The organism is Alteromonas sp. 76-1, assembly GCF_900654235.1.
Classification (GTDB): domain Bacteria; phylum Pseudomonadota; class Gammaproteobacteria; order Enterobacterales; family Alteromonadaceae; genus Alteromonas; species Alteromonas naphthalenivorans.
Map to the genome: position 1 here is coordinate 1034810 of NZ_LR136958.1, position 13272 is coordinate 1048081.

Sequence of the window (13272 nt, forward strand, 5' to 3'; positions counted from 1 at the left end):
CCATGGTGCCTGAGATTGGGAACATTGCATTAACACTCGCCCTAGTATTATCTATTTTGCTTGCAGTCTACCCGCTTTGGGGGGCTCATCGTCAACACGACACGCTAATGGCTACCGCAAAGCCCTTGGCGATTGGATTGTTTGTTTTTACCCTAATTGCGTATTTGTGCTTAACCTATGCCTTTGTTACCGATGATTTCAGTGTTGAGTATGTGGCGCAGCATTCCAATAGCCAACTTCCGCTTGTCTATAAAATTACTGCAGTTTGGGGCGGCCATGAAGGTTCGTTTTTGCTGTGGGTTTTAATGCTGTCAATTTGGACGGTAGCAGTCGCCATATTTAGCCGAGGTATTCCTCTTACAATGGTTGCAAGAGTGCTATCGGTGCTAGGTATGGTTGGTATTGGCTTTTATTTGTTTATGCTGCTTACCTCAAATCCCTTCAATAGCATGTTGCCGTTTTTCCCTGTCGACGGCCGAGATTTAAACCCGCTTCTGCAAGATTTTGGCATGATCATTCACCCACCAATGTTATACATGGGGTATGTAGGCTTCTCAGTGGCTTTCGCTTTTGCTATTTCAGCACTGATTTCAGGCCAACTCGACTCCACGTGGGCTCGCTGGGCTCGACCTTGGGTGATAGCGGCGTGGGCCTTTCTGACCTTAGGGCTTGCTCTTGGTAGCTGGTGGGCATACTACGAACTCGGCTGGGGGGGCTGGTGGTTCTGGGACCCAGTAGAGAATGCTGCTTTTATGCCTTGGTTAGTGGGTACTGCCCTCATGCATTCGTTGGCAGTTACTGAAAAGCGAAAAGCCTTTAAATCATGGACGGTATTACTCGCCATTGCTGCGTTTTCGTTAAGCTTGTTGGGAACCTTCTTAGTTCGTTCTGGGGTAATTGTTTCCGTACACTCTTTTGCAAGCGATCCAACCCGAGGGTTATTCATACTCGGTATTCTTATCGTTCTTGGTGGGTTTAGTTTATTGCTTTATGCCATGCGCGCATCGGCTTTAAAAAGCCCCGGTCGGTATCAGACCTTTTCCCGTGAAGTATTGCTCATGGGTAACAATGTATTTTTGTGTGCAGCAACCTTAGTGGTGTTGTTAGGTACTTTGTTGCCGCTTGTTCATAAAGAATTAGGCTTAGGCAGTATTTCAGTGGGGGCGCCATTTTTTAACCAAATGTTCCTTCTCTTAATTGTTCCCTTTGTACTGTTATTAGGGTTAGGGCCATTAACGCGGTGGAAGCAGCAAACTGCGGGAGCCCTTAAAAATCAGTTGCTGGTTGCTGGTGGTATTGCCATCAGTGCCGCGCTTTTAATTAACTTTAGTTTTGATGTACCTCAATATATGGGCATGCTAGGCATGATTCTCGTATTTTGGATATTGGTCACGACACTGCAAGAAGTGTTACAGCGTGTTAATGCTATTCCAAGCAATACGAGTACATTTACAAAGCTACGTAAGCTTACGCCAAGTCATTGGGGTATGGTGTTTGGCCATTTAGGTTTTGCTATTACTATTATTGGCATTACCCTGGTGTCTAATTACGAGATAGAACGTGATGTACGCATGGAGTTGGGCGAATCGGTAGAGTTAGAAGATTATAGTTTTACCTTCACGGATGTAAAAGCCATTCAAGGGCCAAACTATACCGCTGATGTAGGTGTGTTTGATGTGGACAAGGCGGGGGAGTTTATTGTGCATTTGGAGCCGGAGAAGCGCATTTATACTGTTCAGCGTATGCCGATGACTGAAGCGGCTGTTCACTCTACTGTATCTCGGGATTTATTTATCGCCATGGGCGAGCCCCTTGATGACGGTGCGTGGGCTGTACGTATTTATATAAAACCCTTCATCGTCTGGATATGGGCGGGCGCAGTGGTTATGGCGATTGGCGGTATATTCTCGATTAGCGATAAACGCTATCGAATGACCAAAATGAAAAAAGTATCGAAAGCTATCAACCGCATGACCGGAAAGACACAACCCCTAGAAGCGGATACGAAAAATACTAGTGATGCCGGCAGTCAGGAGGTCATACAATGAAAAAGGCGCCTTTAGTTGTCATTCCATTGGTGCTGTTCTCGATGCTGGTGATTTTCTTGTTCCAAGGGTTGTTTTCAGACCCACGAGAGCTAGATTCACAAGTGAAAGGCAAGCCACTGCCTGAATTTTCATTACCCGATTTAATGCAACCCGATACCACCTACACCCCAGATTCACTGAAAGGTGAGGTGACCATTTTGAATGTATGGGGAGTGTGGTGCGTAACCTGTGCGGTAGAAATGCCGTATTTAACCCAGCTTAAAAATGAGCTAGGAGTAAAGTTTGTGGGTTTGTACTTTGACCAAGATCTTGACCCTGACTTTGGAACAAAAACACTCACCCGAGTGCAACAAGAAGTTACTAGTATGCTAAGGCGTTACGGTAATCCTTATGCATTTAATATTTTTGATGTATATCGCGATACGTCGCTAGATTTAGGGGTCACTGGCGCCCCAGAACACTTCGTACTGGATGCTAACGGGGTTATTCGCATGCATCATATTGGTGATATCAACGAACGTGTATGGCAAAACAAAGTGGGTCCGCTTTATCAACAGTTAGTGGCCGAGGCCGATGGTAAAAAGGAAGCAGAAAGCATTAAGAGAGTCGGCGAATGAAACGTTTACTATTCGTTGTAACATTATTTATCGCTTTTTCTGCTTTTAGCGCTGAAGATAACTTTGCGTTTGATACGCCTGCGCAACGTGCTCAGTTTTTGAATTTAACTGCCGAATTACGTTGCCCCATGTGCCAGAATCAGAATATTGCCGACAGTGATGCCATGATTGCCCACGATATGCGCCGTAAAGTTTATGCGTTGTTGAAAGAAGGCAAGTCTGAGCAGCAAGTTATCGATTTTATGAAAGCCCGTTATGGGGATTTTGTGCATTACCAACCACCGGTAACCATTGCCACCATGTGGCTTTGGGCTGCACCTGTGTTGTTTGTCGTTTTCGCGCTTTTATTTGTAGTGCGCCGGAAATCTTCGACGGCTCCGCAGGATATCAAAGCCAAACTGGCTAAGGCAGATGCATTGCTTGAGCAGGAAAAAGAATGAGTTGGACTGAGTTTTATATTGTTGTTTCGGGGTTAATGACCTTAGTACTTATGCTGTTGGCATTCCCTTGGCTTCGTAGAAAAAATCACGCTAAAGCTGATAACCTAAGCAACACGCAAATTGTAAAGCAGCGATTGCAAGAGCTTGAAAGAGAAGTGCAAGAAGGCTTAATCACCGAGCACGATATGCGAGTGGCTGTTGATGAACTAAAAGTCGCACTGGTTGATGAAAGTAGTTTTGAATCAACACGTACTGGCACGGCAGGTCTTCCTTTACTTGTTGGTGGCCTAGTCGCTGTCGTTGCGGGTGTAGTGGTATACGCTTCGGTGAATCAATTTAGCCAAGTGCAGCGTGCCTCTGATGCTATTGAAGCACTACCAGAATTAAGCGCAAAATTGGCCAGTGGCAATGGAAGTAATTTAGGGCCTGAAGACGTGGCTAGTTTGGCATTGGCCATTCGTCAACGCCTCCGAGAAGCCCCTGAAGATGATACGGGCTGGTTATATTTGGGGCGGTTGATGTTAAGCCTAGGCCAAGAAGTGCAGGCCATTGAGGCGATAGATAAGGCCGTTGCGATAAAACCTGGGAATACATCTCACCAAATTACGCTAGCACAAGCTTTGATGACTACGGGTGATGTGAATAACCTCAATCGCGCACAAGGTGTGCTTAAGGGGTTACTACGCAGTTCGCCAGAAAATGATAATTTAGCGCTAATGATGGCGGTGGTTTCTGCGCAGCTAGGCGATTTAGAAAACCTAACCCGTTATTACGGGCAAGTTAAAGATAAGCTTCCTGCGGGTAACGATATTGGTCAGCGACTTGCCATGCGAGAGCAAGAACTTCAAGCGCAAGAAGGACTAGTGCTTGTACAAGATAGTAGTCCCAAAGATGAATCATCTGGTACGCAAGCGCCCGCGAATGAAAAGAGGACTAGTACGAAAACAGGTTTTAATATAACCGTTAATGTTTCTGATGAAGCCCGTTCAGCCCTACCGCAATCTGGCTTTCTTATTGTGTTTGCGCAAGATGCGACCTCCGAAAACAGAATGCCGGCGGCCGTGGTTAAGATCCCGTTACAAGATTTTCCTGTCACTATTGCATTAGATACGGATAATGCAATGATGCCACAATACACATTAGACTCACTCAGCAAAGTTACGCTTACCGCTCGAGTATCTTCTGATGGCGATGTATCTGTATCGCCTGGGGAATGGGAAGGTAGTCAAGTTACCGAGGTGGCACCTCAAAACGTGAAAGACATCAACGTGATGATAGAGAAGGAATTATTGTGATTAAATTTTCAAAATGGGTCTCGGTAAGTGCGCTTTTATTAGCGAGTTTGCTAGGCGGGTGCGCAAGTCAGCAAGCGTCTCAACAAGTTGAACAAAATAGTGCATCCGTTCAAGATACCAGTGATCCTAGAGATCCCCTAGAGCCTGTGAACCGCGTGATGTGGGATTTCAACTGGGAAGTATTAGATGCCTATTTACTGAGACCCATCACAGTAGGGTATGTCACGGTTATGCCTCATTTTGCACGTGTTGGATTGTTTAATGCTGCAGAAAACCTTCAAGAACCAGCAAACTTTATGAATAATATGTTTCAAGGCAAGGTAGACGACGGTTTAGATAGCCTTGCTCGTTTTGTGCTTAATTCGACCGTTGGCCTATTCGGTACTATTGATGTTGCTAACCATATAGGTATAACTAAAAAAGAAGAAGAGTTTGGTGAAACCATGGGAACATGGGGTGTAGGAACGGGGCCATTCTTAATGTTACCCGCGCTTGGCCCAAATGACCCACGCAGTTTTTCCGGTAACGTTGTAGACGGCATGGTATATCCGATGGCGATTATCGATGGGCAGTTTGCTATTGCACGGTATTTGGTTTCATTATTGGAAGGGCGAGCTTCATTAATTGACCAAGAGCAACAACTTGAACAGTCAGTCGATGACTATGCATTTGTGAAAAATGCGTACTTCGAAAACCTCGCATTTAAAGTTACCGATGGCAAAAGTGGTGATAAGGCATTAGATGAAGAGCAGCTTGATGATTTTGCTGAGTTCGAAGCCATGCTGGAGTATGAAGAAACGGATGTTGAAGATAACACTTCGACAGATGAGCCAGAAGAAGATGGCCCTCAGGGAAACTAGCTTTAACGAGAAGTTACCCTAAGGGGAAAATAGCTCCTGGAGCTAAAAGGTAATTAGCTCTAACGTAGCTTTTAACTTACACAAAGAATAAAGCCCCTTAACGAAATGCCGTTAAGGGGCTTTTTTAGGTTCAGTATTCGGTGCTTGCACACTTCACTTCACGGAAGCAGCATAATGTCACTAGCCTTTAGGATAGCCTTGAGGGTTTTGTGATTGCCAATTCCATGTATCTGCACACATGGCCTCTAAGCCTTTCTCAGCGTGCCAATTAAGTTCGGTTGCTGCCTTAGTAGGGTCTGCATAACATGCAGCTACATCGCCTCCACGGCGCGGTGCTATAGCGTAAGGGATCGTTTTACCTGATGCTTTTTCAAAGGCTTTGATCATATCTAACACTGAGTAACCTTGACCGGTTCCCAAGTTATATTTATCAAGGCCCATATTCAAAGCAATTCTATCAATCGCTTTTAAGTGCCCGTTAGCCAAGTCTTCAACGTGAATGTAATCACGTACGCCTGTGCCATCATGGGTGTCATAATCATCACCAAATACACTCAGCTTGGCTAATTTTCCGGTAGCGACTTGTGAAATATAAGGCATGAGGTTGTTTGGTATACCGTTTGGATCTTCACCAATGCTGCCTGATGCGTGAGCGCCTACTGGGTTAAAGTAACGAAGTAGCACAATGTTCCATTCGCTGTCTGACACAAACAAATCAGCCAACACATGCTCTACCATTAACTTAGACATACCGTAAGGGTTGGTTGGGTGTCCCGTGGCCATGTCTTCGCGTAAAGGAAGGGCTGCAGGATCGCCATATACTGTAGCAGAAGAGCTAAACACAATATTCTTAACGTTGTGCTTTTGCATTGATTTACACAGGGTAAGGGTGCCATACACATTGTTTTCATAGTAAGACAGGGGCTGCTGAACCGATTCTCCTACGGCTTTTAGGCCCGCAAAGTGAATAACCGCATAAATCGTATGCTCGCTAAATATACCATCAAGCACAGCAGTGTCGCGAATATCACCTTGAACGAATGTGACGGATTTTCCTGAGATAGCCTCAACACGTCTCAGTGACTCTGCGCTCGAGTTCGCCAAGTTGTCCAAGACAACAACGCTGTAATCTTGTTCGAGTAGTTGAAGTACAGTATGACTTCCAATGTATCCTGCGCCACCGGTAACCAAGATGGTTTTCATGCATGCTCCTTGTCTGAATTAGGTGCCAAATATTTAGCACAGATAGAATGTTGTATAGGCTTAACTAAAAGCGGGTACAGAAGAAATACGAGTCCCGCCCACAACAGTGATGTCCAGTTCGATGCGGTTTGTAATATAAGCACAAAAGCGGGTATGAAAACCAGTAGCTTGAGCACGTTCATGAGTGTTTTTTCTGGAACGGTCATTCGTGAAGCTGCTCTGTCTAAACGCTTAACGCGTTCAGTAAGAGGGAGACCTTTTAGCTGAGGAATATTTCGGGTGGAAAAATAAAATTTCATAGCGTACTCAAATAAAAACCGCCGACACATATTGTGTAACGGCGGTTATTGTAGGTGATTGCAGGAAAGGTTCAAACCGTAATTGGTCTAATGAGCTCTTTTCAACAAAAATTTAATCACCTGTTCCTATTTTTACTAATCAACTTAGGCTTGCGACTCAACGCCAGCTTTTTCCCAAAAACGTGATTTTAGGCTAAGTAGGGCAATCACAATACCGATAGCGATACTAAACAACGCGATTTGTAGGTAAAGGTTAGGCATTTCAGCTACATTCTCAGGATCGAAATTACCTGACAATAGGCCGGCAATAATGTTACCGATAGAGTAGGTTAGAACGAAAACCCCCATCATTTGACCGGCAAAACGCTTAGGCGATAGTTTACTTACCGCACTAAGTGCAACGGGGCTTAAACATAACTCACCAACAGTATGTAAGAAGTAAGTTGTGACCAACCACATTGGGGCTACTTTTAAACCTTGTGCAGCGTACTGAGAGGCCATAAACATCACCAAGAAGCCTGTTGCCATAATCACAAGACCAATCGCACACTTAAGGGTATATGAAGGGTCAATCATACGCTTAGCAAGGTTAATCCAAAGCGCAGCGAAGAAAGGCGAAAGGATAATAATAAATAGCGAGTTTGAAAGCTGGAACCATACGGTTGGAATGGTTGATAGCCCGAACCATGATGTGAAAATTGAACCAGCGGATAAAGCTCTGTCGGTATAGTTTTGAGCGAACAAGTTTAAAGATGAGCCGGCTTGCTCAAAGCCTGACCAGAAACAAGCCGAGGCAATACAAACTAAAAATAATGCCCACATGCGTCTTTTTTCATTGTCGCTTAGTGCGCCTTTGAAATAGATAAAACCAAAATAAGCAAAAAATACCACAGTGAAAAATACAGCCACTTGCTGAGCGAGAGCAAGTGGGTCAATAACAATTGTGCCCATGTGGGCAAGCACAATAACAACGACAGCTAACGCTACGGTTGCAATAACGGCTGTCCACGCGGTTTTCTTAGCGCTGCCTGTGTAAGGATTAGTTGGAGCCGTTGAGTCTGACGCTAGCGACGAGTTGGTGAAGTAATATTGAATAAGACCAATAGCCATACCAATCGCTGCCGCACCAAAGGCATAGTCCCAGCCCCAGTTTTCTTGTAGGTAACCCGTTACCAAATAGGCAATTAGAGAGCCGATGTTGATACCCATATAATAAAGGGCATAACCACTGTCCCGGCGAGCATCATCATCGCCATATTGCTGCCCTACCATGGCCGAAATATTAGGTTTTAATAGGCCAGTCCCTGTTGCTACAAGGATTAAACCTACAAAAAATAAGTTTTGTAAGTCGATAGCAAGTACTACATGCCCTAAGAAGATGATAATACCACCGTACCATACGGCTTTTTTACCACCAATGAGACGGTCAGATAACCAACCTCCTGGTAAGCCTAAAAAGTAAACTGCGCCGGTATAAAGGCCGTAAATTGCCCCCGCGGTGGCTACCGTAAAACCAAGCCCTTGCGTTTGTAGGCTGGCTGTCATAAATAAAACAAGAAGGGCACGCATACCGTAATAACTCATGCGTTCCCACATTTCTGTGAAAAACAGCGTTCGAAGGCCCCCTGGATGGCCGAAAAAGCTGGTGTCGTTAGATTTTTTTATAGTCACGTTATCATTCCATATTAATTATGGTTGTTATAGTAGAGCCCTTAATTTACGAACTCTTTTGATATAGGTCCAATAAAGGATAAGCCGTTATACTAAAGCTAAGGTAAAGACACAAGATTTGGGCGACAAACTTCGCTTATAAGGCTGTCAAAAGGGATGTTTGGTGGAAAAGTGAGCGTTGTTTGAGCTACGCATATTGTGCATTAACGCTAATATAATGGGAATATGAGTGTGTTGGTGGTTTTAAAGACTTAAGGTTATCAATCTTAATATCGCCAGGTCGTTTCTCTTTCTTTTGCTACCTTTTTTATTAATGCCTTTCTATTAGTACTAGAGAAGCCGTATTGCAGTAAATTAATTAAAGTGCAATACGGCTGATCTTTTCTCGTTCGCAGCTATCGCTTTCACGATAGTGGTCTCGAACTATAGCTCTCTAATTGTGGCCAATACAATTCGAATGATGCCATATAGTAATAGAAGTACCACGCCAAATAACACCAAATTGTAAACCACTGTTGGGTACTTATTGTCATCTGGCAGGGTAGGAGACTCAATCGTTACCAAGTGCTGTAATTTCTGATAGGTTTCTACTCGGGCATTTTCAAGGGTAATCAGTGAAGAAGAAAATGCTTGTATAGCTAACTGTAACTGAACCTGTAGGTTGCTGTATTGCGCCATCAGTTCACCTACGGAAAGGTCAGTATCAGCGCTATCTGGATCAGTAGTACTAATTTGCTCTTTGCGCTTATTAATTTCACGCTGCAATGCACCGATTTCCCGTTTGATGTTAATCACCTCAGGAGCAGCATCAGACATCATGGTTGAAATGGTGCTCAACTCCGCTTTCTTTTGTGCCAAGGTGGCTTCTAACGAGAAGGCAATTTGCTGGAAAGCCGCGCCTTCTGCGGTGGGGTCAAGCACATTATATCTAGACTGAAAGCCTAAAATTTCTGTCTTGGCTTGTTGAAGTTTCTGCTCAACAATCTCGTGCTCACCCTTAGCAAATGTTAGCTTTGATTTGGCCAGATTGTTGTTAATATTGTTTATAAATTCTTCCGCTTTTACCACAATAGCTTGGTTTATGACTTGCGCGAATTCGGGGTTAAAAGCGCGGGTACGAAGTGAAATAACAGAAGACGCTGAATCTACACTCACCTCAACGTGGTCTAAGTAAAACTGATAGAAGCTTTCTTGCTTATGAGAACTTGGTAAGCCGCTAAATAAGTCGGCCTCGTCAGACATGTAGTGTTCTCTTAAGTTAATGGTTTCGTCTAAGTACTTAATCATATCTGCAGACTTGATATAGGCTTCTACCAACTGACTCTCGTTGCTAAAACCACTTGACCCCATGCCAGCCGACATGAGTAAAGATGAAGGGTCGAAACTGCTACCGCCATCACTTGATTTTACGATTAACTGACTTTGGCTTTCGTATTGAGGTGCAGCCCATACAATGAGATAGAAGGCATATAAAAACCAAGGCAGCACAAGCAAAAGCGTTTTATGCTGTTTCATCAGTTCATTCAGCTTAGTAAGAGTTTTTTCCACGTTTAATAAACCTATTTTAACGATTTTTTGTTAGCTGCATCTTGCGTGTACACGTCAATGCCTTCTTCGAGATCAGCGTAATACGATAATTTGCCGTCATCGATAATAACGGTAGAGGTACAGAACTCTCGAATTTGATCGAGTTCATGACTTACCATGATAACCCCAGCAGTTTCACTTTTTTCTTTAAGTGACGCCCTGGCTTTTTTTCTAAAAAGTGGGTCACCCACGGACGTAGCTTCGTCAATAAGATAAATATCGAAATCAATATTCATACAACAAGCAAATACAAACTTAGCGCGCATACCTGATGAGTAAGTGCGAACGGGTAAATCGAAGCGCTTATCTAGTTCAGCAAAAGCTTGAACCTTCTCTTCGTATTCCGGTAACGACGCCACGTTATTGATACGACCGATGAAACGTGTGTTCTCACGGCCTGTCATTTGGGGATGTACGCCCGTTTGCAGTGCGACTGGCCATGACATCGCTTTATTGGTAAGTACACGCCCTTTATCGGGATATTCACTTTTTGCCAACATGCGAAACAAGGTAGATTTACCCGCACCGTTTTTACCCAATATGGCTACGTTGTTCTCGGTTGGAAAATCAAAGTTGAGATTTTTAAATATATATTGGGGACCCATTTTACTCGGGTAGCTCTTTGTCACGTTCTCTAGTTTGATCATCGTGACAATACCTTTTTCCACGTAATGTGATAAAGAGAAAGACTCAAGAATAAAAATGCAATGGTAATTTCTACCACAAAGCTAAACGATACCCCTTTGTGTCCGTAAGACTCAAAACAAGCATACCGAGCAAGCTCGTTAAAGTGGACTAATGGATTCCAAGTAAAATACGGCCAGAGGTATTCGGGCATATCTTGAAGGCTGAAAAATACACAGGAAATAAACATAAGGGGGCGTGTAAGCATTGATTTTATTTTGTCTACTTCAGGAACGAAAGCAAGCGCAATACCAAACACTAAACCAATTGAAACAGAGAATAACCAAAGTAGGATGTATAGCGTAATCAACAGCAGTGGATCATGAATCTCAAAGCCATCACCTAAAAGATAAAGTGATAAGGCAAGGAGTCCTATCACTACGGTTTTTATCGATAATTCGACAAAACCCGCAGTGACAACAGCGGCAAGCGGTTGTACTTGTCTGAATGCATATAAAGGTTTATTTCGTCGAATGGATGTTGATACTGACTGAAGATTGGTGGTCAGTGTCTGAAGGCCTACTAACCCAATCATCATAAATATGAATAACGGTATAGAGTGCACATCGTCGCCGCTGATCAAGCCCCTCACAAACGAAAGCAGAGCAATGAAAATAAAAGGCTCTATAAAAGCCCAGCTGAGCCCAAATTTATCATTGAACTTGCTTTGAAACTCACGCAGGAAAAGTGCGAAAATCACACTTCTCCAAGCGTAAACTTGTTCTTTGAACGTTACCATAATTAGTCTGTGGCTACGTTCGCAGCAATGGCGATTTGATAGACAATTTGCGTAATATCTTTTACTGCCTGAAGCACCTTGGTATCAATAGCCGGCAGTACAATGATTTGATCGCCAGGTAATAATTTAGCACCACTCCCGTTAGCCGTTAAAATACCATTATCAATATTAGCAAACGCAACGTTGCCATTTTTGCGCACAATCAAGATACGCTCATCTTCAGCCCGTTCGGTAAAACCGCCAGCCCATGCAATATAATCTTCAGTATCTGCATCAGGGTTAAATACAACTGATTGAGGGAGTAAAACTTCGCCACCAATATGAATAAGATCCGTAATTTCTGGGATCACAATTGTATCATTAGGTTCTAAAAGAATGTTCGCAGTGTCGCCATTTTCAGACACAACCACACGGCCTTGGGGTTCAACTTGGCGTGCTCTGGCAATAAAGTCAGCCACAAGTTGAGCTTCCTGTGCGCGAATAGCGCCTTCACCGGTAGAACTGATAGGAGCAGTATACATACTGCGCTCTAATCGCTCTAAGCCTTGCTCGATAATTTCTTTTTGCTTTATAGCAACACTTTCTCGCAGAAGATAAATATTCTGCGTATCGGACAAGGTTGTATCAGCTTCAATATGATCAAGCACATCAAGCAAGCGTGTACCTTTGTCTACCATCAATTGTGATGCACCTGAAAATGCGCCAGCTACATTAATACGATAAATTTGTGCTTCGTTATCAGCCACGTACTCTACTGTATCGCCAGCTTTTAAAGGCAAGCTTTCAAAGTCGGTTAAACTTAAGTATCGCGCGAATTGTTTATTATCTCTTACGCCAGCGACAGAAGCATGAGAAGCAAATTCACCTGGTCGTGCAAAGTAGTTTACTACCTCGCCAGTGAGTTCCTCATCTGAAAACTCAAAGGTGAAACTATTTCTGGCACCGGTTTCCACCACGATAGTATTGCCGATAGGGCGAACTAAGATGGTGTCACCATCTTTAAAAGAAATTTTTGGAAGCTTGCCGTTTCTGAAAAATGCATATAAATCAGCGGTTGCAATAACTTCGTTGTTGCGAATAACATCTATTTTACGGAAGCTACCACGTTGAAAATCGATACCTCCCGCCCGTTTCAAGTAATATAGAACACTATCAGATGCTAAGCCCGCATATTGCCCTGGACGTAAGATTGGACCAGAAACATAGACTGCCACAGGTGTCGAAGTAAGTAGGTTGACGTATACATTCACATCGTTGGTATAAACCTGACGAATTTTACTACTGACTGTCTGGTTTACTGAACCCGCTGGCGTGTTAGCAACCCGAATTGGGCCAATATTGGGTATAAAGATATTGCCTTGGTTATCAACAGTAGAAACATCTGAATAATTGATTGCACCCCAAAGCCATATAGAAATTTTATCCCCAGGGGCAACTAGGTAGTTATCGTTTAAACCTGTGGTTCTCTCTGATTCGAAGCCGCCAAGAAAAAGGTTGGCAGCAAACGGTGGGTTCGCCATTGCTTTTTGTTGGGGGAACACACTTTCAATAGTTGGCTCACCCGGGAGTGAAAGGCCGTCTCTTGGCTGAGTGCTAAATTGCCCCATTGTACTTTGTGCGCTACCTGCGCCGGGCAATGTACGTTGACTCTGAACGCTGAGAGGGGACACGCCAGCTGCAGTACTAGCGCTTGATGACGAGCCTGTTTGTTGGGCGCGTTGTCTTAACTGTTCTATTTGTTCCGCACTCTGCGCGTAAACAGTTTGAGAAAATAAACTGATTGAAAGTACAGCTGCAGCGGTAAAAGAAACTAAATTTAACAACTTCAA

Annotated in this window: 12 protein-coding genes; 5 read left to right on the plus strand and 7 right to left on the minus strand. The window is 43.7% G+C overall.

Features of this window, described 5'->3' with window-relative positions:
- The first annotated feature begins 2 nt into the window (after positions 1-2).
- The 5 genes from ALT761_RS04325 to ALT761_RS04345 are packed head-to-tail and all read left to right on the plus strand — an operon-like array spanning position 3 to position 5260.
- Positions 3-2048 (plus strand): heme lyase CcmF/NrfE family subunit, encoded by a 2046-nt coding sequence (locus tag ALT761_RS04325; RefSeq protein ID WP_129736837.1) that lies wholly within the window; start codon positions 3-5, stop codon positions 2046-2048.
- Positions 2045-2665: a redoxin family protein gene (locus tag ALT761_RS04330; protein WP_129736839.1), complete on the plus strand. Its 621-nt coding sequence runs from the start codon at positions 2045-2047 to the stop codon at positions 2663-2665. Before ALT761_RS04325 ends, ALT761_RS04330 begins: the two co-directional genes overlap by 4 nt.
- Positions 2662-3105 (plus strand): cytochrome c-type biogenesis protein, encoded by a 444-nt coding sequence (locus ALT761_RS04335; RefSeq protein ID WP_129736841.1) that lies wholly within the window; start codon positions 2662-2664, stop codon positions 3103-3105. The genes ALT761_RS04330 and ALT761_RS04335 overlap by 4 nt, the downstream gene beginning before the upstream one ends.
- The gene (gene ccmI / locus ALT761_RS04340) at positions 3102-4400 is read left to right on the plus strand and encodes a c-type cytochrome biogenesis protein CcmI (protein ID WP_129736843.1); all 1299 of its coding nucleotides are present in this window, start codon (positions 3102-3104) and stop codon (positions 4398-4400) included. Before ALT761_RS04335 ends, ccmI begins: the two co-directional genes overlap by 4 nt.
- On the plus strand, positions 4400-5260 hold the full coding sequence (locus ALT761_RS04345) for an MlaA family lipoprotein (protein WP_232043579.1): 861 nt from the start codon (positions 4400-4402) through the stop codon (positions 5258-5260). The genes ccmI and ALT761_RS04345 overlap by 1 nt, the downstream gene beginning before the upstream one ends.
- Positions 5261-5440: 180 nt before the next feature.
- Here ALT761_RS04345 and galE read toward each other — a convergent pair whose 3' ends face one another.
- The 7 genes from galE to ALT761_RS04380 form a co-directional block, all read right to left on the minus strand.
- Entirely contained in the window at positions 5441-6463 is a 1023-nt protein-coding gene (gene galE / locus ALT761_RS04350) for a UDP-glucose 4-epimerase GalE (RefSeq protein ID WP_129736847.1), read from the minus strand.
- Positions 6460-6762: a DUF6170 family protein gene (locus tag ALT761_RS04355; protein WP_057796321.1), complete on the minus strand. Its 303-nt coding sequence runs from the start codon at positions 6760-6762 to the stop codon at positions 6460-6462. Before ALT761_RS04355 ends, galE begins: the two co-directional genes overlap by 4 nt.
- Before the next feature lie 144 nt (positions 6763-6906).
- Positions 6907-8427, minus strand: a complete 1521-nt coding sequence (locus tag ALT761_RS04360) for a peptide MFS transporter (RefSeq protein ID WP_129740561.1) — start codon at positions 8425-8427, stop codon at positions 6907-6909.
- Between the two features lie 429 nt (positions 8428-8856).
- The gene (locus ALT761_RS04365) at positions 8857-9981 is read right to left on the minus strand and encodes a capsule biosynthesis protein (RefSeq protein ID WP_129736849.1); all 1125 of its coding nucleotides are present in this window, start codon (positions 9979-9981) and stop codon (positions 8857-8859) included.
- Between the two features lie 11 nt (positions 9982-9992).
- A complete protein-coding gene (locus tag ALT761_RS04370; RefSeq protein WP_129736851.1) occupies positions 9993-10667 on the minus strand; it encodes an ABC transporter ATP-binding protein in 675 nt (224 codons plus the stop codon).
- On the minus strand, positions 10664-11404 hold the full coding sequence (locus tag ALT761_RS04375) for an ABC transporter permease (RefSeq protein ID WP_232043532.1): 741 nt from the start codon (positions 11402-11404) through the stop codon (positions 10664-10666). Before ALT761_RS04375 ends, ALT761_RS04370 begins: the two co-directional genes overlap by 4 nt.
- A 41-nt stretch (positions 11405-11445) precedes the next feature.
- Positions 11446-13266 carry a polysaccharide biosynthesis/export family protein gene (locus tag ALT761_RS04380; RefSeq protein ID WP_442858142.1) on the minus strand — a complete coding sequence of 607 codons (1821 nt, stop codon included), beginning with the start codon at positions 13264-13266 and terminating at the stop codon, positions 11446-11448.
- Positions 13267-13272: the final 6 nt, after the last annotated feature.